This window comes from Caenimonas soli (assembly GCF_013155545.1).
Lineage (GTDB): Bacteria > Pseudomonadota > Gammaproteobacteria > Burkholderiales > Burkholderiaceae_C > Ramlibacter > Ramlibacter soli.
In genome coordinates this window covers 302,968-325,049 of record NZ_JABJVV010000003.1, presented here as the reverse complement: position 1 = coordinate 325,049, position 22,082 = coordinate 302,968, and the positions used below count along the sequence as shown (strand labels likewise).

Sequence of the window (22,082 nt, the reverse complement as noted above, 5' to 3'; positions counted from 1 at the left end):
CTTGCAGTCAGTGGATCAGCATTCCGCATCGACCAGAGCGCGCATGCGCTGCCAGTGCGCTCCCTCCCAGAACACGCGCCCGCAGACCTGGCAGGTGCTGAAACTGTCGTAGAGCTCGCGCACGAGCGGCGGCAGAAGGTGCTCCACCTGTGCCTTGGCGACGGCATGCAGCGCCGCATTGCAGCCCGGGCAGAGGGTGAACGGGCGGGCGCTGCGCGCGAGTTGTAGCCGCTCGAAGACCTCGCGCAACTGCTGCTGCGGCCGCAGCGCGCGCACATAGCAGCCATGCGTGATGCTTCCCCGCTTAAGCAGGTCGCGGTCGCGCGTCAGCACGATGCGGCCCTGCGCCGCTGCCAGGCGCTCGATCTCGTCGTCGGCAAAGGCGTTGTCGTACAGAGTGTCGAAACCCATCATCCGCAGCAGGCGGGCAAGGGAGCCGAGGTGGGTGTCGGCCACGAAGCGAATGTCGCGCAGTGGCTGTTCGCGCACGCGCAGCAGCGGCTTGATGTCGAACGCCTCGAACTTGGGGTACACGGCCACGCGGTCGCCCTCGCGCAGGAGCGTGCCGAAACCGACCGACGCGCCATTGAGCAGGATCAACTCGACCTCGGTGTGCGGAACGCCGAGCGCCTCGATCATGTGCTTGGTGGTGGCGGCGCGGGCGCAGGGCACGGTGAACTCGCGCCGCCGCCGCTCGGGCGCGAGGAAATCGTTCAGCTCCTCGTAGAAGCGGAAAGTCGCCGTCACCATGCGAGGCATCAGGGTTCGCCGCCGGCCGCTTCCAGCCGCACCGGAATGCGTCGCCGCCCGAAGCCGCGCGAGAACGCGCCGAAGCACCCGGCCACGCGCGCGCCGCAATGCGGGCAGGACGCGCGGGCGTCGAGCGCGCATTCCAGCACCTCGTACCAGTCGCGCCGGATCAGCGGTTCGCCGCAGCCGGGGCAGTAAGTGGTGCCGCCCTCCACGTCATGCACGTTGCCGGTGTAAACGTAGTGCAGGCCGTTGGCGAGCGCGATGGCGCGGGCGCGCTGGAGCGTGGCGGGCGGCGTGGGCGGCCTGTCCAGCATCTTGTAGTCCGGGTGGAAGGCCGTGAAATGCAGCGGCACGTCCGGCCCCAGCTCGCTCGCCACCCAGCGCGACAGCGCTTCGATCTCGCTGGCGTCGTCATTCAGGCCGGGGATCAGCAGCGTCGTGATCTCCAGCCAACACGCCGTCTCGTGCCGCAGGTACTGCAGTGTGTCGAGCACCGGCGCGAGGTGGCCGCCGGTCTGCTGGAAGTAGAAACTCTCGGTGAAGCCCTTCAGGTCGACGTTCGCCACGTCCATCCTCGCGTAGAACTCGCGGCGTGGCTGCGCGTGAATGTAGCCGGCCGTCACCGCCACGCTGTAGAGGCCGAGTGCATGGCAGGCATCGGCGGTGTCCATCGCGTACTCGGCAAAGATCACCGGGTCGTTGTAGGTGAAGGCCACGCTCGCGGCGCCGCTGGCGCGCGCGGCTTGCGCGATGCGCTGCGGCGAGGCGGCGTCCATCAGCCGGTCCATCTCCCGGCTCTTGGAAATGTCCCAGTTCTGGCAGAACTTGCAAGCGAGGTTGCAACCCGCCGTCCCGAACGAAAGCACGCTGGAGCCGGGGAAGAAATGGTTGAGCGGCTTCTTCTCTATGGGATCGAGGCAGAAGCCGGAGCTGCGGCCGTAGGTCGTGAGCACCATCGCGTCGCCGACGCGCTGGCGCACGAAGCACATGCCGCGCTGGCCGTCGTGCAGCCGGCAATCGCGCGGGCACAGATCGCACTGGATGCGGCCGTCGTCCAGACGGTGCCACCAGCGAGCAGGGTGCATCGAAGGGGCTGACCGCCTGGAGTATCAGGACTTGCTCTTGGCGTCCGCTTTCGGCTGCGCCGCAGCCTGCTTGGCAGCGGTCTTGGCCTTGTCGTAAGACGCTTTCGCATCCTTCTTGCAGGTGGCCATAGCGGCGCCTTGCTGGTCCTCGCACTTCTCCTTGGCGACCTCATAGTCGCCCTCGGCCTTCATCAGCCGCACCTTCTCGTCCGCCTTGGCACCCGGCTTGTTCTTGGCGTCGAGCTCGGCCTTCGCGATCTTCTCCTTGGCCTTTGCCTCAGCTTGGCACACGTCCTTCGCGTTGGCCTTCATTCCATCGCAGGCCTTCTTGTCGGCCTTGGCTTGCGTCTCGATCTTGTCCTTTTCGGCTTTGTAGGCGTCCTTGCTCATCGCATCGGCGGCGAAGGCGCTGCCGCCGATGCCGAAGCCAATAGCGACAGCGACAGCGAGAGAGATAACGTGTTTGTACATGGTGGAGCCTTTCGAGTGGAGAAAAGTAACTGCACCATACCAACGCACCCAGGACCACATGCGCCGTCAGCGCGGTACGGCAGTCGTTGTCGGAGCACGATTACAAAGCTCGGCCTTAGATATCAACCGCCCGCCGGCCGAGCGGCCTCAGGCTTCGCCGGGCTTCCAGTCAGGGCTGTAACCGCCAAGGGCTGGGTGGTACATCTCGTCACCGTCATGCTGGGTGAACTCGACGTTGAGCTGGTGCTCCTGCAAGCCGAAAATGTCAATGCAGTGCTGGCAAAGCGCCTTTGCCAGCTCCATCCGCAACTCGGCGGGCCGGCCCCTGCGGATGTCCAGCATGAGCATCGAGACCGGGGCCGGTTCGTCGCCGACTTCGGGAATTCGCCACAGGCCGCCATCGCCCAACTCGCGGATGGCAACGCTGATTCGCCGGATGTCCACGGACATCATGCGGGCGTAAGTCTCACTCATCGCAGCGGCCAACCGCTGCTTGTCGCTGACGGAGTAGCTGCCGGTTACGTCTAGCTGAAGGTAAGGCATATGGACATGTGCACGTGGCCGTCCACTTTAACGGGAACAACGGGGTACTGGAGAAAACCACTCCCAAGATCTAGCATGGCGACATGCAAGCGGGCTACGTCACCCGGACAATGAGCCGCGACGAGGTCGCGCTCGCGATCGAGTGGGCAGCTCAGGAAGGCTGGAATCCCGGCCTGCACGACGCCGAGACCTTCCGTGCCGCCGATCCGCAAGGCTTCTTCGTCGGCACGCTGGAGGGCGAGCCGGTGGCCTCGATCTCGGTGGTCAAGTACGAGCCCGGCTTCGCATTCCTGGGCCTGTACATCGTGCGGCCGGAATGGCGCGGCCGCGGCCTGGGCTGGGCGCTATGGCAGCACGGGATGGCTTCCGCCGCGGGCCGGCAGATCGGGCTGGACGGCGTAGTCGCGCAGCAGCCCAATTACCGGAAGTCAGGGTTCGAGCTGGCCTGGCGCAACGTGCGCTACGAGGGTCGCGGCGGGACGCCCGCCCCCGACGACGCGCGGGTGGTCGACCTCGCCCGCGTGCCCTTCTCCACCGTGTGCGCCTACGACAAGGCGTACTTCCCCGCCGAGCGCACGGCCTTCCTGCGCGCCTGGCTCACACAGCCGGACGCCGCCGCGCGCGGCTGGATCGAGGACGGCCGGCTGCAAGGCTACGGCCTGGTCCGCCGCTGCCGCAGCGGCTGGAAGATCGGGCCCTTGTTCGCCGAACGAGAACGCATCGCCGAGTGCCTGTTCCTAGCCCTGTGCTCCCGGGCGGGCGCCGCGGAACCCGTCTACCTCGACCTGCCGGAGGCGAACGCGGCCGCGGTGGCGCTGGCGCAGCGCCATCACATGCGCAGGGTGTTCGAGACCGCGCGTATGTACACGGGCCGGCCGCCGGCCGTGACCATGCACGGCCTGTACGGGGTCACGACTTTTGAACTGGGTTGAAGCACCACACGCGAAATAAGCCTCAGCCCCGTCGTGCCGCTTCGATGGCAGCGATGTCGATTTTTCTCATCTGCATCATTGCTTCGAAGGCGCGCTTGGCCGCCGCGCGATCAGGATCGGCGATCGCCTCCGTGAGGGCCCGTGGCGTGATCTGCCAGGACAGGCCCCACTTGTCCTTGCACCAGCCGCATTCGCTTTCCTGGCCGCCGTTGCTGACAATCGCGTTCCATAGGCGATCAGTTTCGGCCTGGTCATCGGTCGCGACCTGGAACGAGAATGCCTCGCTGTGCGTGAACTCGGGGCCGCCGTTCAAGCCGAGGCAAGGGATGCCGATGACGGTGAACTCGACCGTCAAGACATCGCCTTGCTTGCCGGCGGGATAGTCGCCAGGCGCGCGAAGGATCACTCCCACGGCGCTGTCCGGAAACGTCTTCGCGTAAAACTGGGCGGCGTCCAAGGCGGTGCCGTCGTACCAGAGGCAGATCGTGTTTTTACTGATCATTTCGTCCTCCAACTCATGACAGGTACGGTTGCTCAGGCTGGCGCACTCGAGAGATAGTCTGCCACGAATCACAAGCGACCGGTTCTCGGCCGCAGTACTACTGGGTAGTGGCAGCGAGCGTCGACACCAGTTGCTTGGCCGCTTTGGTGGTGGCTGCCTTGCCGGTGATCGCCAGCGCCGGCCGATTCTTCAGGATCCGCTCGAAGACTGCCCGCACTTCGTCTGCCGTGATGGTTTCGATCACGGAGATCGTTTCCTTCGTGGACGTGACCATTCCGTGCACGAAGAGCTCTTCGACCGCGCGTTCCATGGTCGCGTAGGTTCGTTCCGAGGAACGCACGCGGGAAACCGCCAGCTGGTTCTTCGCCCGCTCCAAGTGCACCAGGTCGATCAGGCGCGCGTGTTCGCGCAGCAGTTCACCAGTGGCGGTCATCAATTGCTCGAGCTTGTCGGGGGTTGTGACCGCATGCACGAGGAAGTTGAACCAGACATCGCCGTTTTCCGTGCTCGACTCCGCCGTGTAGGCGAGACCGAGTCGTTCACGAATGGTGTCCGTCAGCGGCGCAGACATTCCACCGCCGAACAGGATCGCCGCCACCGATGCGACGAGTCGCCATCGCTGCTGCTGGATCTCTTCGGCCTTCGCTGGCGCAAGGGGGTAAGCCATGTTCACGAAGACCTGCGATACCTGGCTGAACCGCTGTCCCATGGCGCTGCCGATGTACGGTGCCGGCGCGGAAAGCGCCGGCGACATCCCGTTGGTGGATCGGGGCATGCCGGCAAAGAGTTGGCCGGCCTGAGCAAAGAAGGCTTCGACGTCGAAATTTCCCGCTGCGGCAACAACGGTCTTGTCGGCCACGTAGTGAGACTTCACGTGCACGATGAGGTCGTCCCGGGTAAAGCGTTCAATGTTCTGCACGGTGCCAATCACCGGCATACCCATAGCGTGGTCTCCCCAGATGGCGCGGTCCAGCAGCGCGCCGGAGCTCTCCTGCGGATCCTCGAGGTACTCGATGGCTTCCTGACGGATCACCTCCAGCTCCCGCTTCAGTTCGGCTTCAGGGAAGGTGCTGTTCAGGACGATGTCGGCCGTCATCTTCAGGAACTGGTCCACGTGATTGCCCAGACCGGTCATGAAGTAGCCCGTCGTGTCCTTGCTCGTGAACGCATTGACGTCCGCTCCCAGTCGCTCCGCATCCAGGTTGATCGCCTGGACGGATCGGGTGGTCGTGCCCTTGAAGGCCATGTGCTCCAGAACATGGCTGATGCCACTGGTCGCGGGCGTCTCGTCCCGGGAGCCCACCCGCAGGAAGACCCCGACGCTGGCGCTTTGTACATGCGGAAGGCGGATGGCCAGGAGGCGCACCCCGTTGCCGAGTGTCTTGAGAGACGAAGTAATAAGAGTCAAAGCGGACGAGGGCCTTCGAAGTATGGCAAGAGCGCCTTCGCAGCCTCGATGCGCAGGTGCAATTCTATGGTTCGATCATTCATGATCTCGAGCAGGAAGCGTCGGGGATCCGGACTATCGGTAGCCGCTGCCGGTGGCGCCTGAGCAGATCCCGGGGTATCGGCAGGCCTGAGCCGCTCCAATGCCCGCTTCAAGTCGGCGGGTTTCATGCTGTTGAGGCGAGACAACAGGTCTGCCTGCGCATCGGCACCAGGTGGAAGGTCAAGCCAAGGCTCGTCCGCGAACAGTGCTGCCAGGTCCGGCGCCACGAACGCCGACCACCGCCCGGCTGCCCGTTGGGCGGGAGGCAACACCTCGTGCTGCGCGTGCCCTGGCGCGGATGCATCCGCAGAAGGTTTCATTCCGATGTGCTCCTGCGGGATATCGCCGAGATAGCGCCTGCGTAACAAGTCAAGAAATGCAATTGCTTGCGCGACTGAAACGGACTCCGACAAGGAGAACCAGAGCTGGTAGCCGTCGATGCCGGAGACTGCGATCGAAGGGGCGGGCAGTTCCAGATCGACCTGAACGCCTCGCCATACCTTCGCGAGACCATCCCAGCTGGCGGGCCGTGCAAGCTCCAGCACCATCGCCCTCACCCGCCCACCGGGGCCGACGAGGCCAGGCTCTTCAGGATCAGCGGCTTCTCGCTCCATGTCAGGCGAGAGGTAGAGACGTTGCAACTCAGCTTGAAGTCTGTTCATTGCGTTCGACTCTACTCCGTCGAGGGCGGCCTCCGGCGGCTGACGAGCTGGCGTCCTTGCGAAGCGCGGCTTCGTCATGAATTACAACCGGGCCTGGACTTGGCGGCCGGACGTGGCAGACGCGTTCCTTGCACTGCGTGGCCTGGTCACCTCCACCTCGTCGCTGTCACCTCGCGAACAGGCGGTACTTACCTGCGCCACGGCGTCTACGCTGGGCGATTCGTACTGCTCGCTGGCCTGGGGGAAGATGCTTGCTTCGGCTGTCGATCCCTCTACCGCGGCCGCAGTGCTCAGCGCATCCTCCAGCGAGGCCCTCACGCCGCGCGAAGAGGCGCTCGCCGCGTGGGCGCGCAAAGTGGTCGGCAACCCCAACGGCACGACGGCGCAGGACGTGGACGCGTTGCGCGCCGCCGATTGCTCAGAAAGGGACATCTTCGAGGCAACAACCTTCATCGCCTTTCGGCTCGCATTCTCGACCGTCAACGACGCTTTGGGCGTCGAGCCCGATCGGCAGATCGCTGAAGCGGCACCGCCGGAAGTGCAGAACGCGGTGCGCCATGGGCGGGCGAGGGCAAGGCACGCAAGCCTCTACCCTGTCGATTGCTGAGCAGGCCGCCTGCCCCCAGCAGCCTGATGAGCACCTCTGGCTGACCACGTGTTGTGGCGAGTTCCTACAAGGCTGCGAGTGCAGAAAAACGCATGATGTCTCCTTTCACCTACCTCAAAGGGGCGAAAGCATGAAGACCTTGATCATTGCAGCAGCCACCGTGCTGAGCCTTGTCGGCTGCGCGGGCATGACGGGCGCCAGCGGTCCGCAACGCACGGTTGGCCAGGCCGTGGACGACGTGACCATCGGCACCAAGCTGAAGGCGGCCCTCGCGGCCGATCCGGAACTTAGCGCACTGAAAATTAACGTGGACACGACCCAGGGCAATGTTCGCCTTCGCGGCGAGGTGAAGAGCATGGCCCTGCGCCGCAAAGCCGAAGACACAGCGCGCAAGATCGAAGGCGTGAAGTCTGTCGATAACCAGCTGATGATCACGGGATGAGCCTCTAGGTGGCCTCGCCACTCACACGCATCAATCCGCGGTGATCTTCCCCGTCTCGGGCGTGTTGGCCTGTACTACGCCATGTGGCGCCAACAGATCGGCCAGCGCGAAGCTGCGCCGGCCGGCCTCGCGTGCAGCAGACCCTTCACTTCCGCGAAGAAACCTCTTGACTTCAAGTTGACTTGAACTTCTATAGTGCTGACACCGTAGTTCATCAACCCAGGAAGACCATGCCCCATACCCTCGACTCCTTCGCGGCGCGCGTCCGCGAGATCCTGCTGAAGGAAAACAACCCCGGCGGCCGCGAAAAAGTTGCCGCACTCCTGTGCGACGTGTTGAGGGATCGCGCATTCGTCGAAACCCTCTTCGACGAGACTTCGCCGGAACGCAAGGTGCTCTACGAGGACCCGCAGCTGGGCTTCTGCATCCTGGCGCACCGCTACACGGACGCCAAGGACAGCCCGCCGCATGACCACGGGCCTTCGTGGGCGATCTACGGCCAGGCCGACGGAGAGACAGTCATGAGCGACTGGACGCTGGTGGATGCGGCATCCCTCGACCACAAGGTGAAAGAGCTGCGCAAGTACACGCTCACGCCGGGACGCGCTCATGTGTACAACGAGGGTGACCTGCACGCACCCAGCCGGGCTGGGCCGACGCGATTGATCCGCATCGAAGGGACCAATATGGAGCGCGTAGCGCGACGGAAGTACGAACCCGTGCAAGAGTGATCTTCCTTCGTCTGACGAAGATCAAACACGGCGCTCCTAGCTGGCAGCACCATATTTGGGCTTCCGCCGCCGGCGGAGTGGAGCCCCAAATGGATGAACTACTGAGGCAGAAAATCCTGGCATTGATCGATGAGCACAGGATCATGACGATTGCGACGCTGCGCCCCGATGGGTGGCCGCAGGCCACGACGGTCGGCTATGTCAACGACGGCATGACGCTTTGGTTCCTCTGCGGCCTGGAAAGCCAGAAAGCGAAGAACCTGGCGCTAGACAGCCGCGTTTCGATCACGATCGACCACGACACGCCGGACATCATGGCGATTACCGGATTGTCCATGGCGGCGCGAACACACCGCGTCACTGACCGGGCCGAGGCCGAGAAGGTGCTGCGGATGCTGCCGCTCAAGTACCCCGACGCGCCGCCCGGCACCGCAAGCATGCGAATGCCCGCGCCCGAGGAGGTTGCTCTATTCCGGGTAGAGCCCGAGATCATCTCGGTGCTGGATTACACCAAGGGATTCGCCCACACGGACTTGGTAACCTGCTGAGAGAGCAGACGCAGGTCCGCTTCTGGGCCGATAACAGCCCACCTAGGTCCTGCCCCTGAGCGCGCAACGGTAGCACCCCGCGCCGGCAGATGCACAATGATGGCATCGATGAGCAATGCCACCGCCCCCATCTTGCCCTGGCTGTGGATCCCCATCGTGGTCGCTGCCGCCCTTGCGCAGACGGCGCGCAACACGGCGCAGCGCTCGTTGGTAGCGCAGGCCGGCACGCTGGGTGCGACGCTCTCGCGCTTTCTCTACGGCCTGCCGTTTGCGGCGGTCTGGGTACTAACGGTGCACCTGCTGCCGGGGACCGCAGCGGCCATCCCATCGTTCCACACCGGCTACTTCGGCTGGCTGATGCTGGGCGCGGTAGGCCAGCTCGCCGCCACCGCTTGCCTGCTGGCCGCCATGAAGCAGCGCAACTTCGTTATCGGGGTCGCGTACTCGAAGACCGACGCGCTGCAGGTGGCGCTGTTCGCCACCCTTTTCCTGCGCGAGCTGCCCGGCTGGATTACCGTGCTCGCGATGGTGCTCGCCACCGCGGGCGTGGTGCTGCTCTCGGTGCCGCCGAAAGCCGCCTCGGGTGGCGTGCGGGCCTGGTCCGGGCGCGCGGGATGGTATGGCCTGGCCTCCGGGGCCGGCTTTGCGTTCTCGGCGGTGGGATATCGCGGCGCGGCGCTGCAGCTGCCGGACGCATCGGCCTGGCTCATAGGCGGCTGGGGCGTGCTGTGGGCGCAGGCGGCGCAGTCGCTGATGCTGGGCGCCTGGCTCGCGTGGCGCGCGCCGCAGGCGCTACGCGCCACGGCCACGGCCTGGCGCATCTCGATCTTGGCTGGCGGCACAGGCGCGCTGGCCTCGATCGGCTGGTTCACCGCCTTCGCGCTCACCACTGCCGCCAATGTACGCACATTGGGAATGATCGAGGTCGTCTTCAGCTACCTCGTGTCGCACCGGCTGCTGCGCGAGAAGCTCTCGCGCGTGGACCAGGCGGGACTGGCGCTGGTGGGCGCGGGCTTGTTGGCCTTGTGCCTGAAGCTTTGATTTGCGGCGGAGATCACAGGAAAAGCGGGCGCAAGCGATCCGTGGCCATTACTCCGCAGCTTCGGCAGGCGCGACGGACGCACCTGCAATCCCGTGTCTTTTCATAGCTGCATCAATGAAGCCCTGGACCTTCATTTCTTCCACAAATGATCTCAGTGCTGCCAGGAAGGTGTCCACGACCGTGGGAGAGGTCGGCGCACGAACGATCTGCGCCGACTTGAGTTCCCGGGTCAGGTCCTCCGGCCGGATGTCCGGGCTTTCGCCGAGCAGCTCCGCGATCCGCTGAAACAGCACTTTCTTTTGTTCCACGGTGCGGGTGTTGTTCACGGTGATCTGGATGAACACGAGATCGTTGGGCGACCTGCTTCAAAGCTTCGACCGGCGGGAACTCGACACGGTGATCGTCCGCCTGCATGCCGGGCGGAGCGACGGGAAAATTCTTTGCGAAGAAAAATTCTGCTGGTTCGCAGCGCCCAGCTGGCAGCATCGCGCGGGCGAGCCCCTGCCGGTTGCCACGCTTGCCGAGCCCTGCGGCGTGCGTGTGATGGCCGGGCTCGGCGTTGCTGCATTGGCTCCGCGCATGCTGCCATTCGGCGCAGTTGACGTGGGCCCCAAGCTCGGGCTTCCCGATTTACCGCGCCTGCCAGCTCTGCTTCACTCAAGGGTCAAGGACGGCCGCCTTCAGGAGCGCGGTGCGAGGCTAGCCTACCGCAACCCCTCCCACCACTTCCGATTGTCCCCAGCGCCAGCACCACCATGGCCGGTACCGCGACCGCAATTCTTGATTCCCTTCGGGTCATGGCCCCTTGATCAGCATGAGCGCGTGAGGCAGCGAATAGGCCGACGGGATGAAATAGTCCATGGTCGCCCCCAGCAGCACTGCGCAGAAGAGTGCGCCGAGCAAAGGCTTCCAGGTCAGGCGTACCACTGCCGATAACCAGCCCTCGCGCACCACGCGAATCGCGGTTCGGGCCGAGACGTAGCTGAAGGCAAGTTCCACGGCAACGGTGAGCAAGGCTTCCCATCCGAAATAGAGCAATAGCAGGGAACCCGCGCCGAACAGCACAGCGAGGCCGATCAGGAATATGGCGACGACCGGCACCACGACAATCGCACCCTCGTCCGCGCCGGCTGCCACCTCCAACGCCCCCGTGGCGACCTCGCCGAGCACTTCGCCCGAATCGCCCGCCACCGAGAAATCGGCGGACGCGCCGCCGCCGCCGAAATCGCCGCCGCCGCCGGACTGGAACGCCGGGGCTTCGGGTTGCACGCGATCCAGGCCGACGGGCCTGCCGGAGCCGGGGACGGGGATGTCGCCCGGCAGGTCGAGGCCCGCTTCGTCCCGGCCCACCAGGACACCGGCCCACAGGCGCAGCACCAGCAGGTAGCCCAGGTAACCGACGCCCAGGGTGACGAGATAACGCAGCGCCAGCGATTGCGACCCCATCAGCAACTGCATATGGGCGGTTGCCCACATCAGCCCCAGCACCAACAGGCCGATGCACCAGCCATGCAGCCAAAGCCAATGGCGCTTGTGCAGATCGCGGGCGACGCTGCTTTCCCAAAGTCGAACCGATCGCCAGTTCGACAGGTTCTTCATTCCACGACGGCCGGCACCCGCAACGCCAGCCCGCACATCAGCTCGTACCCCACCGTGCCGCCGGCGCGCGCCACCTCGTCGATGGCCAGCACAGCGCCGTTAGCCGCCCGGCCCCACATCGTCACCTCCGCGCCGAAGCCGGCCTCGGGCACCGGCGTCAGGTCCACCGTGATCATGTCCATGCTGACGCGCCCGACCATGCGGGTGCGCACGCCGTCCACCAGCACCGGCGTGCCGGTGCTGCAGTGGCGCGGATAGCCGTCGGCGTAGCCGCAGGCCACCACGCCGATGCGCAGCGGCGCGTCGGCGGTGAAGCTGGATCCGTAACCCACCGTGTCGCCGGGCGCCAGTTCCTGCACGCCGATGATCCGTGTGGCCAGCGTCATGGTCGGCTGCAGATCCCAGTGCGCGATGTCGTGGTCGGGATAGTCCGGCGCGCTGCCATAGACGGCGATGCCCGGTCGGATCCAGTCGGCCCGCACGCCGGGCTCCGCGCCGAAGCGCAGGCTGGCGGCGCTGTTGGACAGCGTGCGCTCGCCGGGCAGGTCGCGCGTGATCTCGTCGAACACGCGCACCTGCTCGGCGATGCCCTTGGCACTGTCGGCATCGCTGAAATGCGTCATCAACGATATCTCGTCCACCTGGGGCAGCGCATCCAGCCGGGTCCAGGCCGAGCGGAAACGGTGCGGGGCAAAACCCAGGCGGTTCATGCCCGAATTCATCTTGAGGAAGACGCGGTGCGGCTGGTTTGTCTTGTGCATGGCCAGCATGTCGATCTGCTCATCGCAGTGCACCGTGTGCCACAGGTTCAGGCGCGAGCACAGCTCCAGGTCGCGCGGCTCGAACACGCCTTCCAGCAGCAGGATGGGCCCGCGCCAGCCCAGTGCCCGCACCCGCTCGGCCTCCTGCAGATCGAGCAGGGCAAAGCCGTCGGCGCCGCGCAATCCGTCGAACACCCGCTCGATTCCGTGGCCGTAGGCATTTGCCTTGACCACGCCCCACACCCTGGCATCGGGCGCGGCCGCGCGCATGCGGGAAAGGTTGTGGCGCAGCGCTTCGCCGTGGATGGTGGCCTGGATGGGACGGGGCATAACCCGATTTTGTCATTACCCCACGTGATATAACCCCTTGTCGCTTGGAGACAGTCCTAAAAATTACCGCCCATCAGCCCGCCTGATGCGCCACAGCCCAGACAATGAAGCGCGGTTTCTACACCCTCATGTCGGCCCAGTTCTTCTCGTCACTGGCCGATCAAGCGCTTTTCGTCGCAGCGGTTGAACTGATCAAGAGTGGCGGCGGAGCCGAATGGCAACGCGCGGCGCTGGTGCCGATCTTCGCCCTGTTCTATGTGATCCTCGCCCCCTGGCTGGGCGCCTTCGCCGACGCCCGGCCCAAGCGAAACGTCATGTTCGTCAGCAACGCCATCAAGGTGGTGGGCTGCCTGATGATGCTGTTCGGCAGCCATCCGTTGATGGCCTACGCCGTGGTCGGCCTGGGCGCCGCGGCTTACTCGCCGGCCAAGTACGGCATCCTCACCGAGCTCCTGCCGGCTTCGCAACTGGTCAAGGCCAACGGCTGGATCGAGGGCCTGACCATCGCCTCCATCATCCTGGGCATCCTGCTGGGCGGCCAGCTGGTGGGGCACGTGATTTCCACCCAATTGCTGGCGGTCGACGTGCCGTTTATCCAGACCGGAATCGATACACCGCCCGAAGCGGCCATCTTCGTTCTGATCTTCATCTACATGGTGGCGGCCTGGTTCAACCTGCGCATTCCGCTCACGGGCGTGGAGATGCGCCCCATGCCGAAGAACCCGCTGGAGCTGGTGCCCGATTTCTGGACCTGCAACTCGCGGCTGTGGCGCGACAAGCTGGGTCAGATCTCGCTGGCGACCACCACGCTGTTCTGGGGCGTGAGCGGCAACCTGCGCTACATCATCCTGGCCTGGAGCGCCGCGGCACTGGGCTACAGCACCACGCAGGCCTCCTCGCTGGGCGGCGTGGTGGCCATCGGCACCGCGGTGGGCGCGATCGTCGCCTCGGTGCGCATGCGCCTGGACGTCGCCACGAAGGTCATCCCCATGGGCATCATCATGGGCGTGCTGATCATCGTGATGAACTTCATCAGCAACGTCTGGGTGGCCGCGCCCTTCCTGATCCTGATGGGCGGGCTGGGCGGCTTCCTGGTGGTGCCGATGAATGCGCTGCTGCAACACCGGGGCCACAACCTGATGGGCGCCGGCCGGTCCATCGCCGTACAGAACTTCAACGAGCAGGCCTGCATCCTGGGCCTGGGCGCGTTCTACAGCCTGTCCACCGGCATGGGCATGTCCGCCTTCGGCGCCATCACCGCGTTCGGCCTGGTGGTTGCCGGCGTGATGTGGCTGATCATGCGCTGGCACCAGAACAATACGGTGAAGTACAAGGAAGAAGTCGACCACCTGCTGAAGATCGCCCGGCACGACAACCCGCATGGCTAGGGTGCCGGCCGGCGCGCTGCCGGCCCTGGCACTCGTCTTCAATGCCTTCATCTGGGGTGTGTCCTGGTGGCCGTTTCGGGTGCTCCAGGAGCACGGCCTGCATCCCTTGTGGGCGACCGCCTTCATCTACCTGGTGTCCCTGGCGTTGCTGCTGGCCTTCAAGCCCGATGCCTGGCGCGGCTTCGGCCGCCAGCCGCTGCTGTGGCTGTTGATGGCCGCGGCCGGCATGACCAACGTGGGCTTCAACTGGGCGGTCACCGTGGGCGACGTGGTCCGGGTGGTGCTGCTGTTCTACCTGATGCCGGCTTGGACTGTGGTGCTGGCCTGGCCCATGCTCGGCGAAAGGCCCACGCCCGTTTCAGCGATGCGACTGGCGCTGGCCATGGCGGGGGTGGTGATCGTGCTCAAGGCGCCCGGCTCGCCCTTGCCCGTGCCCGAGGGCGCAGCGGACTGGCTGGCGCTGGCGGGCGGCTTCAGCTTCGCCTTGACCAACATCCTGCTGCGCAAGCTCCAGCGCGTCCAGGCCGCGCCACGCATCCTGGCGATGTTCGGCGGCGGCGCGCTGATGGCGACGGGCGGGGGCTTGCTGGGCCTGACGCTGGGGGTCGTGGCCGCCCCGCCGCAACCGCAGCTGGCCTGGGCCGGCGTGGGCCTGGCGCTGAGCCTGGGCTTTCTGGCCAGCAACGTGGCCTTGCAATACGGCGCCTCGCGCATGAACGCACATGCCGCGGCGCTGATCATGCTGTCGGAAGTCGTGTTCGCCAGCCTGTCGGCGGTGGCGCTGGGCGCGGCGGAAATGAACGCCCGCACCTGGCTGGGCGGTTCGTTGATCCTGGCGGCCGCCGTCTGGTCGGCCTGGCCGGTGGAGGAAGCACAGGCGCCCGGCCTTGGCGCACAATAGAAATCATGAAGACTATCTACGACTTCGAGGCCCGGCAGATCGACGGCAAGACAGTGCCCTTGAAGAAATTCAAGGACAAGGTGCTGCTGGTCGTCAACACCGCCAGCGCCTGCGGTTTCACGCCGCAGTTCGGTGGCCTGGAGGAACTGCACAAAGCCTACGGCAAGAAGGGCTTGGTGGTGCTGGGCTTTCCCTGCAACCAGTTCGGCGCCCAGGACCCGGGCAAGGACGAAGAAATCGCGGAGTTCTGCCAGCTCAATTACGGGGTCAGCTTCCCGATGATGGCCAAGATCGACGTGAAGGGCCCGGACGCCGATCCGCTGTACCAGTGGCTCAGCGCCGAGGCGCCGGGCTTGCTGGGCAGCAAGGCGATCAAGTGGAACTTCACCAAGTTCCTGGTCGGCAAGGACGGCCAGGTGATCAAGCGCTACGCGCCTAACGATCCCCCCGCGGCACTGGCGAAGGACATCGAGAAGGCGCTCGCCGCTTGAGGCCTTAAGCCGCCCAGCCCTGCTCGCGGGCCCGCGTCTCGTTCAGCCGGGCCAGATCGGCCAGGGTGCGGCCTGGCTCGTCGCGAAAGCGGTCTTCCAGGCTGCGCACATAGGTCACCCGATCGACCCGGAAGCTGCGGAAATCGCTGCGCTGCTCGCACCAGGCCGCCAGCGTCCAGACCTTGCCCCAGTAGAAGCAGCCCAGCGGCCTCAAGGTGCGCTCGCTGGCTTTCTCGCTGAGGTCGCGGTAGTTGATGAAGACCTTGCGCCGCTCCTGCACGGCTTCGCGCAGCGTCTGCAAGGTGCGTTGCGCGCTTTCCGGCAGGCCGCCCTGCGGCGCGTACACGGCGAGCGCCTCGGCCGCCACCCGCGCATCGACCGGCAGCACCGACAAGATCTTGCCCAGCGCATCCTGCGCGCCCTGCGCCATTGCCGGATCGAGCCAGACCTGGGCCATGCGCACCGAAGCCACCAAAGCCTTGGCCTCGTCCTGCGTGAACATCATGGGCGGCAGGTCGAAGCCCGCGCCCAGGCGATAGCCCACGCCGGCCTCGCCCTCGATCGGAACGCCCTGCAGCTGCAAGTCGGCGATGTCGCGATAGATGGTGCGCTCGGACACTTCCAACCGCTGGGCCAGATAGGCGGCGGTGGTCAGCCGCCGCCCGCGGATCAGCTGGATGATGTGGAACAGGCGGTCGGCGCGGCGCATGGAGGGACGTTACTGTGCCGCGGGTCTCCTGACAAGGTGTTGTCAGGAGTCCGACAATGCGTCGTCCAGCACCTCGACCCAGTGCCGCACCGGCGTGGCGGTCCCGCTCTGCAAATGGGTGATGCAGCCGATGTTGGCGGAAATGATGGCCTGCGGCTGCAGATCAGCCAGGTGCCCGAGCTTGCGGTCGCGCAGCTCATGCGCCATCTGGGGATGCAAGACCGAATAGGTTCCGGCCGACCCGCAGCACAGATGCGACTCGTTCAGGGCCACACGGACCGTGAAGCCGAGCTGGCCGAGATAGCTCTCGACACCGCCGCGCAATTGCTGGCCGTGCTGCAGGGTGCAGGGTGGATGGAAGGCCAGCAATCCCGGCGCGGGCTTCACCTTGCCCAGCAATGCCGGCACCAACTCGGGCAGCAACTCGCTCAAGTCGCGCGTGAGCTCGCTGATGCGCCGGGCCTTGGATGCGTACTCCGGGTCGTGTTGCAGGTGATGGGCATACTCCCGCACCGTGACACCGCAGCCCGAGGCGTTCATGACGATGGCTTCGACGCGGCCGCTTTGCACATCGGGCCACCAGGCGTCGATATTGGCCCGCATCTGGGCCCGGCCGCCCTCCTGGTCGTTGAGGTGGAACTTGACCGCGCCGCAACAGCCCGCCTCGCGTGCCACCACGGTCTGTATCCCGGCCGCGTCGAGCACGCGCGCCGTCGCACTGTTGATGTTGGGGGCCATGGCCGGCTGCACGCAGCCGGCCAGCATCAACACCTTGCGCGCATGCTCGCGGGTCGGCAGGCGGCCGGCGTCCCGCCGGGGCGGCACCTTGTCTTTCAGCGCCTGCGGCAGCAAGGGACGCAGCGCCTGGCCCAGCCTCATCGCCGGGCCGAACAAGGGCGAAGTCAGGCCCTCCTTCAGGGCCCAGCGCAGCGCCTTCGAGCCGGCGCCACGCGGCACTTTCTCTTCCACGATCCGGCGGCCGATGTCGGCGAGGTGGCCGTATTCCACGCCGCTGGGACAGGTGCTTTCACAGTTGCGGCAGGTCAGGCAGCGGTCCAGGTGCAGCTGCGTCTTGCGGGTGGGCGCCTCGCCTTCGAGCACCTGCTTGATCAGGTAGATGCGCCCGCGCGGGCCATCGAGTTCGTCACCGAGGATCTGGTAGGTCGGACAGGTCGCGGTGCAGAAGCCGCAGTGCACGCACTTGCGCAGGATGGCCTCGGCCTCGCGGCCCTCCGCCGTGTCCTTGAATTCAGGGGAGAGATTCGTTTGCATGGCGGCTACATGTCGGGATACAGACGGCCGCGATTGAAGATGCCGGCGGGATCGAACTCGCGTTTGAGTTCGCGGTGGATTCGATCCAGCTGCGGCGGCAAGGGAGTGAACCGAAGCACGGCGCTGTCGCGCCCGCCGGCGGGAATGAACAGCGTGGCGTGGCCGCCGGCGCGCAAGGCCGCCTCGCGCAAGCGCGGCGCGTCGGCGGGTTCGGCGCGCACCCAGCGCTGGCCACCGTGCCACTCCATCAGGGGCGGTTCCGGCAGGTCGAGCGCCGGCGCGGTCTGCGGCACCGACAGGCGCCACAGATCGCGCTGCCCGCGCTCCTCGAACCAGGGCAGGCGCTGGTCGCGGCACAAGGTCCAGTCCGGCGCCACCTGGGCGTTGTCCTGGCGCTCGCCACCCAGCGACTTGCATGCAGCCTCGACGGCAGCGACGGCGCCGCGCAAGCGCAGGTACAAGGTCTTGAGCCCGGCGTCATCGACCCAGCAACTGGCGTTCAGCGGCAAGGGCCGGCCGCCCCAGTCGTTCAGCCGGCGCAGGGCTTCCGCCTGGCTCATCTCGAATTTGAGCGTGGCCTCTGCCGGCGCCACGGCCAGCACTTTCAGGCTGACCTCGACAATCAAGCCCAGGGTACCCAGCGCACCGGCCATGAGGCGCGAGACGTCATAGCCCGCCACGTTCTTCATGACCTGGCCGCCGAACGTCAGCGGCTCGCCGCGTCCATTGACCATGGTGAGCCCCAGCACGAAGTCGCGCACCGCGCCGGCGCTGGCACGGGCCGGCCCGCTCAAGCCCGCGGCGACCATGCCGCCCACGGTGGCACCGCCGGAGAAATGCGGCGGCTCGAACGGCAGGCATTGGCCGCGCTCGGCCAACACCGCCTCCAGCTCGGCCAGCGGCGTGCCGGCGCGCACGGTGACCACCAGTTCGGTCGGCTCATAACTGGTGATGCCGGCAAGGGGCCGGGTGTCCAGCAACTCGCCCCGCGCGGGTTCGCCGTAGAAATCCTTGCTGCCGCCACCGCGCAGGCGCAGCGGCGTGCCGCTGTCGGCAGCGGCGCGGATGCGCTCGATCATCGAATCAAGGATGAGGTCCATGCCGTCGATGGTAAGCGTCGCCCGGGCGCGGCCTGGTTGATCTTTTTGAAATCAGTCGCTGACGAAATTCACCGGCAGGCCCGGCACGCCGACCCGCGTCGCGATCACGCAGCCGGACAGCGGCAGTTCCTTCAGTTCCGCCTCGGAGCGGTTGTAGCTGGCGCTGGTCACGTACAAGGTCTTGAGGTCGTCGCCGCCGAAGCAGGGCATGGTGGGGCAGCGCACCGGCAGCGCGACCTCCTCCAGCAGTTGCCCGGCGGGCGAGAACTTGACCAGCCGCTGGCCTTCGAACATCGCCGCCCAGTAGTTGCCCTGGGCGTCCACCGTCGCTCCGTCCGGACGGCCGCCGTAACCCAGCTCGCCGGGCTTCCAGCCCGCCGGCTTGGCCGGAAACTCATGGAACACGCGATGCTTGCTCATCACATTGCTGTGGGCGTCCCAGTCCCAGGCATAGATGAGATGGTGGGGCGTGTCGGCCCAGTACACGGTGGACGCGTCGGGCGACCAGGCCAGGCCATTGGCGATGACCGCGTTGTGCGCCTTCAGCTCGATCAGGGGCTTGGCGCTGGAGTCGCGCAGGTCAATGGAATACAGCTCGGCCTTTCGGGCGTCGCGCGGCTCGTACATGGTGCCGGCCCAGAAACGCCCCGCGGGATCGGCCTTGCCGTCGTTGAAACGGGTGGTGGCGATGTCGTGGCTGAAACGGGCGACGAGGCGGAGCGGGCCGCCCCAGCTGCGCGCGCAGTAGATGCCGTCGCGCAGCGCGATGGCGAGGCCGCCGCCGCGCATGGGCGCGATGCAGCCCGGCTCCATCGGCACAGCCCAGCTTTGTACCTCACCGGTACCAGGGTCCACCCGGCGGATCTGCCTCGCGGGGATGTCCACCCAATAGAGCATGCGTTCCTGCGGATGCCAGAACGGCGATTCGCCCAATTGGTCCGGGGCGGCGACCACGGCGGTCCAGGAATTCATGCCCATGATTGTGCCTCGCCCGCGCCGATGAGGCCCGCCGCAGGTGCAAACCGGTAACATAAGCGCACGCTTGGAATGAAGGCAATGCCAGACAAACAAGAAACCCTATTGGACCCGGCGCCCGACCGACTGGTAGAGGCCGCACGTTATGCCCTGTTGCGGCGGCTGGCCTTTGCCATGCGGCACCATATGGTGGTCCACCTCCAGCCGATCGGCATGATCACCGAGGTGATGGAACGCCGGCTGCAGTCGGCTTCGCCCGACCTGGCGCAGATGCACGAGAGCATGACCAAGATCAACGGCTTCTCGCGCGCGGCCGTTCAGTCCTGCCTGGACGTCGTGTCCTGGCTGGCCCCCGAAAGTGGCGCCGTTGTCGCGCTGGACGAGGGCGTCGGCGAATGCATGGCGCTGCTGCGCAGCGGTTTCAACTTCCGCGGCTTCACGCTCAAGGATGAGGTGGGAAGCGTTTCCTTGCCGGTGGCGCGCGCGGGCTTGCGCAACGTGCTGCCGGCCTGCTTGCTGGCGCTGACCGACCGCGTGACTTCCCCCGCTGACCTGGTGGTATCGGCTCAGCCCGGCTCGGGGCAGGCGATGCTCACCGTGGCCGTCCGGCCCGGCCAGGGCTCGCCGGGTTTTGCCGGCGACGCACCCTACCGGCTGCTGGAGTGGCACGAGGTCGAGGCCCTGGCCCGCGCCGACGGCATCGCAGTCGACCGCAGCGGCGAGCAGGTCCGCCTCACCATCCCGGCCGCCTGAAAAAAAACGGCCCGCAGTGCAAGCACCGCGGGCCGAACATCCAAAGGAGACTTGCTGGTTATCCCGATGCCGGGTTATCGGTTGTAGGCGGTTTCGCCGTGGGACGAGATGTCCAGGCCTTCGCGCTCTTCCTCTTCGGAGACGCGCAGGCCGATCACCAGATCCACGATCTTGTAGGCGATGAAGGCGACGACAGCCGACCAGACCACCGTGGTCAGCACGGCCTGGAACTGGATCCAGACCTGGCCGCCGATCGAGTAGTCGGGGTTGACCTTGTTGGCCACGTAGTCGTACACGCCGGTGCCGCCCAGGGAGGGCGCGGCGAACACGCCCGTCAGCAGCGCACCCAGGATACCGCCGACGCCGTGCACGCCGAACACGTCCAGGGAGTCGTCGGCGCCCAGCAGGCGCTTCAGGCCGTTGACACCCCACAGGCAGATCAGGCCGGCCAGCAGGCCGATCACGAGCGCGCCCATCGGGCCGACGAAGCCGCAAGCCGGGGTGATGGCCACCAGGCCGGCGACGGCGCCGGAAGCGGCGCCCAGCATCGAGCCCTTGCCCTTGGTCAGCGCCTCACCGGAGATCCAGGACAACGTAGCGGCGGCGGTGGCGACCAGCGTGTTCATGAAGGCCAGGGCGGCGACGCCGTTGGCTTCCAGGTTGGAGCCGGCATTGAAGCCGAACCAGCCCACCCACAGCAGCGAGGCGCCAACCATGGTCAAGGTCAGGCTGTGAGGCGTGAGTGATTCCTTGCCGTAGCCGATGCGCTTGCCGATCACATAGGCACCCACCAGACCGGCGACACCGGCGTTGATGTGCACCACGGTGCCGCCCGCGAAGTCGAGCGCGCCCTTGGCCCAGAGCCAGCCGGCCGCTGCCGTGACTTTCTCCAGCGAAGCCGCATCGGTGATCGCGTCCGGGCCGTCCCAGTACCAGACCATGTGGGCGATCGGCAGGTAGCTGAAGGTGAACCAGATGGCCACGAACAGCAGCACCGCCGAGAACTTGATGCGCTCGGCGAAGGCGCCCACGATCAGCGCGCAGGTGATGGCGGCGAAGGTGGCCTGGAAGGCAACGAAGCTCAGCTCGGGAATCACGACGCCCTTGCTGAAGGTCGCGGCGATCGAGTCCGGCGTGATGCCCTTCAGGAAGACCTTGTCGAAGCTTCCCATGAACGGGTTGCCGGCCGTGAAGGCCACGCTATAGCCGTACAGCGTCCACAAGACGTAGATCAGCGCGGTGACCACGAAGACCTGCATCAGCACGGACAGCATGTTCTTGCTGCGGACCAGGCCGCCATAGAACAGGGCCAGGCCCGGGATGGTCATCAGGATCACCAGCAAGGTGGCCACCGTCATCCACGCGGTGTCGCCCTTGTTGGGGACGGCAGCGGGTGCGGGTGCTGCGGCGGCCGGAGCCGACGCGGCGGCGGCCGCGGCAGGGGCAGCAGCAGCCGGAGCTGCCGTGGCTGCCGCCGCGGGCGCCGCTTCGGATGCAGTGGCTGCCGGCGCCGCGGCGGGTGCCGCGGGCGCTTGCGCCAAGGCGGCAGCGCCGCCGGTCAACAGGCCCAGGCCCAGGGCCAGGGAGGCAAGAAGTTTTCTCATGTTCGTCTCTCTGTTGTGAAGGGGGTCGCTGTGGTTACAGCGCCTCCTTGCCGGTTTCGCCGGTGCGGATGCGCACGACCTGCTCGAGGTTGTAGACAAAGATTTTCCCGTCGCCGATCTTGCCGGTGCGGGCGGCCGCCTCGACGGCCTCGATCACGCGGTCGACCAACTCGTCGGCCACCGCCGCTTCGATCTTCACCTTGGGCAGGAAGTCCACGACATATTCCGCGCCGCGATACAGCTCGGTGTGGCCCTTCTGGCGCCCGAAGCCCTTGACTTCGGTCACGGTGATGCCCTGCACCCCGATGCCGGAGAGTGCTTCACGCACTTCGTCCAGCTTGAATGGCTTGATGATGGCCGTTACGAGTTTCATATCTGCTCCTTTGGAAACT

General features: G+C 66.2%; 25 protein-coding genes and 2 pseudogenes. 11 read left to right on the top strand and 16 right to left on the bottom strand.

Annotated features, from left to right (window positions below):
- Nucleotides 1-15: 15 nt before the first annotated feature.
- The 4 genes from HNE04_RS06805 to HNE04_RS06790 form a co-directional block, all read right to left on the bottom strand.
- Entirely contained in the window at nt 16-750 is a 735-nt protein-coding gene (locus tag HNE04_RS06805; protein ID WP_172217803.1) for a Mut7-C ubiquitin/RNAse domain-containing protein, read from the bottom strand.
- 8 nt (nt 751-758) lie between these two features.
- A complete protein-coding gene (amrS, locus tag HNE04_RS06800; RefSeq protein ID WP_172217753.1) occupies nt 759-1,838 on the bottom strand; it encodes an AmmeMemoRadiSam system radical SAM enzyme in 1,080 nt (359 codons plus the stop codon).
- 24 nt (nt 1,839-1,862) lie between these two features.
- A complete protein-coding gene (locus HNE04_RS06795) occupies nt 1,863-2,309 on the bottom strand; it encodes a hypothetical protein (RefSeq protein WP_172217752.1) in 447 nt (148 codons plus the stop codon).
- A gap of 147 nt (nt 2,310-2,456) precedes the next feature.
- Nucleotides 2,457-2,852 (bottom strand): tautomerase family protein, encoded by a 396-nt coding sequence (locus HNE04_RS06790; RefSeq protein WP_172217751.1) that lies wholly within the window; start codon nt 2,850-2,852, stop codon nt 2,457-2,459.
- Nucleotides 2,853-2,935: 83 nt separating this feature from the next.
- On the opposite strand from HNE04_RS06790, the gene HNE04_RS06785 reads away from it, so the two are divergent.
- Nucleotides 2,936-3,784, top strand: coding sequence for a GNAT family N-acetyltransferase (locus tag HNE04_RS06785; protein WP_172217750.1), 849 nt, complete (start codon nt 2,936-2,938; stop codon nt 3,782-3,784).
- A gap of 22 nt (nt 3,785-3,806) precedes the next feature.
- On the opposite strand, the gene HNE04_RS06780 is transcribed toward HNE04_RS06785, so the two are convergent.
- The 3 genes from HNE04_RS06780 to HNE04_RS06770 form a co-directional block, all read right to left on the bottom strand.
- Nucleotides 3,807-4,286 (bottom strand): VOC family protein, encoded by a 480-nt coding sequence (locus HNE04_RS06780; RefSeq protein WP_172217749.1) that lies wholly within the window; start codon nt 4,284-4,286, stop codon nt 3,807-3,809.
- 97 nt (nt 4,287-4,383) lie between these two features.
- On the bottom strand, nt 4,384-5,652 hold the full coding sequence (locus tag HNE04_RS06775; RefSeq protein ID WP_328700274.1) for a M16 family metallopeptidase: 1,269 nt from the start codon (nt 5,650-5,652) through the stop codon (nt 4,384-4,386).
- 38 nt (nt 5,653-5,690) lie between these two features.
- Nucleotides 5,691-6,437 (bottom strand): hypothetical protein, encoded by a 747-nt coding sequence (locus tag HNE04_RS06770; protein WP_172217747.1) that lies wholly within the window; start codon nt 6,435-6,437, stop codon nt 5,691-5,693.
- 76 nt (nt 6,438-6,513) lie between these two features.
- Here HNE04_RS06770 and HNE04_RS06765 point away from each other — a divergent pair, with 76 nt between their 5' ends.
- The 5 genes from HNE04_RS06765 (at nt 6,514) to HNE04_RS06745 (ending at nt 9,806) form a co-directional block, all read left to right on the top strand.
- Nucleotides 6,514-7,044: a carboxymuconolactone decarboxylase family protein gene (locus tag HNE04_RS06765; RefSeq protein ID WP_172217746.1), complete on the top strand. Its 531-nt coding sequence runs from the start codon at nt 6,514-6,516 to the stop codon at nt 7,042-7,044.
- A 130-nt stretch (nt 7,045-7,174) separates the two neighbouring features.
- Nucleotides 7,175-7,486, top strand: coding sequence for a BON domain-containing protein (locus tag HNE04_RS06760; RefSeq protein ID WP_172217745.1), 312 nt, complete (start codon nt 7,175-7,177; stop codon nt 7,484-7,486).
- Between the two features lie 230 nt (nt 7,487-7,716).
- Nucleotides 7,717-8,217, top strand: coding sequence for a hypothetical protein (locus tag HNE04_RS06755; protein WP_172217744.1), 501 nt, complete (start codon nt 7,717-7,719; stop codon nt 8,215-8,217).
- Nucleotides 8,218-8,306: 89 nt separating this feature from the next.
- Nucleotides 8,307-8,765: a pyridoxamine 5'-phosphate oxidase family protein gene (locus tag HNE04_RS06750; RefSeq protein WP_172217743.1), complete on the top strand. Its 459-nt coding sequence runs from the start codon at nt 8,307-8,309 to the stop codon at nt 8,763-8,765.
- A 108-nt stretch (nt 8,766-8,873) separates the two neighbouring features.
- Nucleotides 8,874-9,806, top strand: a complete 933-nt coding sequence (locus HNE04_RS06745) for an EamA/RhaT family transporter (RefSeq protein WP_235964824.1) — start codon at nt 8,874-8,876, stop codon at nt 9,804-9,806.
- A 48-nt stretch (nt 9,807-9,854) separates the two neighbouring features.
- Here the strand turns inward: HNE04_RS06745 and HNE04_RS27980 are convergent.
- A pseudogene (locus HNE04_RS27980) lies at nt 9,855-10,121 on the bottom strand (hypothetical protein); the annotation flags it as partial.
- Between the two features lie 34 nt (nt 10,122-10,155).
- On the opposite strand from HNE04_RS27980, the pseudogene HNE04_RS27970 reads away from it, so the two are divergent.
- Nucleotides 10,156-10,485, top strand: a pseudogene (locus HNE04_RS27970) (LysR family transcriptional regulator); the annotation flags it as partial.
- A gap of 117 nt (nt 10,486-10,602) precedes the next feature.
- Here HNE04_RS27970 and HNE04_RS06735 read toward each other — a convergent pair.
- Together HNE04_RS06735 and alr are read right to left on the bottom strand one after the other, a co-directional pair.
- On the bottom strand, nt 10,603-11,406 hold the full coding sequence (locus HNE04_RS06735) for a hypothetical protein (protein WP_172217741.1): 804 nt from the start codon (nt 11,404-11,406) through the stop codon (nt 10,603-10,605).
- Nucleotides 11,403-12,497, bottom strand: a complete 1,095-nt coding sequence (gene alr, locus HNE04_RS06730; RefSeq protein WP_172217740.1) for an alanine racemase — start codon at nt 12,495-12,497, stop codon at nt 11,403-11,405. Before alr ends, HNE04_RS06735 begins: the two co-directional genes overlap by 4 nt.
- Before the next feature lie 104 nt (nt 12,498-12,601).
- Here alr and lplT point away from each other — a divergent pair, with 104 nt between their 5' ends.
- Genes lplT through HNE04_RS06715 form a run of 3 tightly spaced genes read left to right on the top strand, consistent with a single transcriptional unit; the run spans nt 12,602 to nt 15,277 of the window.
- Complete coding sequence (lplT, locus tag HNE04_RS06725; RefSeq protein WP_172217739.1) at nt 12,602-13,885, top strand: lysophospholipid transporter LplT; 1,284 nt, start codon at nt 12,602-12,604, stop codon at nt 13,883-13,885.
- Complete coding sequence (locus HNE04_RS06720) at nt 13,878-14,786, top strand: DMT family transporter (protein WP_172217738.1); 909 nt, start codon at nt 13,878-13,880, stop codon at nt 14,784-14,786. Before lplT ends, HNE04_RS06720 begins: the two co-directional genes overlap by 8 nt.
- Before the next feature lie 5 nt (nt 14,787-14,791).
- Nucleotides 14,792-15,277 (top strand): glutathione peroxidase, encoded by a 486-nt coding sequence (locus HNE04_RS06715; RefSeq protein WP_172217737.1) that lies wholly within the window; start codon nt 14,792-14,794, stop codon nt 15,275-15,277.
- 4 nt (nt 15,278-15,281) lie between these two features.
- Here the strand turns inward: HNE04_RS06715 and HNE04_RS06710 are convergent, their stop codons facing one another.
- Genes HNE04_RS06710 through HNE04_RS06695 form a run of 4 tightly spaced genes read right to left on the bottom strand, consistent with a single transcriptional unit; the run spans nt 15,282 to nt 19,330 of the window.
- Nucleotides 15,282-15,986: a helix-turn-helix transcriptional regulator gene (locus HNE04_RS06710; RefSeq protein ID WP_172217736.1), complete on the bottom strand. Its 705-nt coding sequence runs from the start codon at nt 15,984-15,986 to the stop codon at nt 15,282-15,284.
- 42 nt (nt 15,987-16,028) lie between these two features.
- Nucleotides 16,029-17,258 (bottom strand): glycolate oxidase subunit GlcF, encoded by a 1,230-nt coding sequence (gene glcF, locus HNE04_RS06705; RefSeq protein ID WP_172217735.1) that lies wholly within the window; start codon nt 17,256-17,258, stop codon nt 16,029-16,031.
- A gap of 5 nt (nt 17,259-17,263) precedes the next feature.
- The gene (gene glcE, locus HNE04_RS06700) at nt 17,264-18,358 is read right to left on the bottom strand and encodes a glycolate oxidase subunit GlcE (RefSeq protein ID WP_172217734.1); all 1,095 of its coding nucleotides are present in this window, start codon (nt 18,356-18,358) and stop codon (nt 17,264-17,266) included.
- A gap of 51 nt (nt 18,359-18,409) precedes the next feature.
- Nucleotides 18,410-19,330, bottom strand: coding sequence for an SMP-30/gluconolactonase/LRE family protein (locus HNE04_RS06695; protein ID WP_172217733.1), 921 nt, complete (start codon nt 19,328-19,330; stop codon nt 18,410-18,412).
- An 84-nt stretch (nt 19,331-19,414) separates the two neighbouring features.
- Between HNE04_RS06695 and HNE04_RS06690 the strand changes: the two genes are divergently transcribed.
- A complete protein-coding gene (locus HNE04_RS06690) occupies nt 19,415-20,086 on the top strand; it encodes a hypothetical protein (RefSeq protein WP_172217732.1) in 672 nt (223 codons plus the stop codon).
- Nucleotides 20,087-20,160: 74 nt separating this feature from the next.
- Here the strand turns inward: HNE04_RS06690 and HNE04_RS06685 are convergent, their stop codons facing one another.
- Together HNE04_RS06685 and glnK are read right to left on the bottom strand one after the other, a co-directional pair.
- Nucleotides 20,161-21,690, bottom strand: coding sequence for an ammonium transporter (locus HNE04_RS06685; protein ID WP_172217731.1), 1,530 nt, complete (start codon nt 21,688-21,690; stop codon nt 20,161-20,163).
- 34 nt (nt 21,691-21,724) lie between these two features.
- Nucleotides 21,725-22,063, bottom strand: coding sequence for a P-II family nitrogen regulator (glnK, locus tag HNE04_RS06680; RefSeq protein WP_172217730.1), 339 nt, complete (start codon nt 22,061-22,063; stop codon nt 21,725-21,727).
- Between the last annotated feature and the right edge of the window lie 19 nt (nt 22,064-22,082).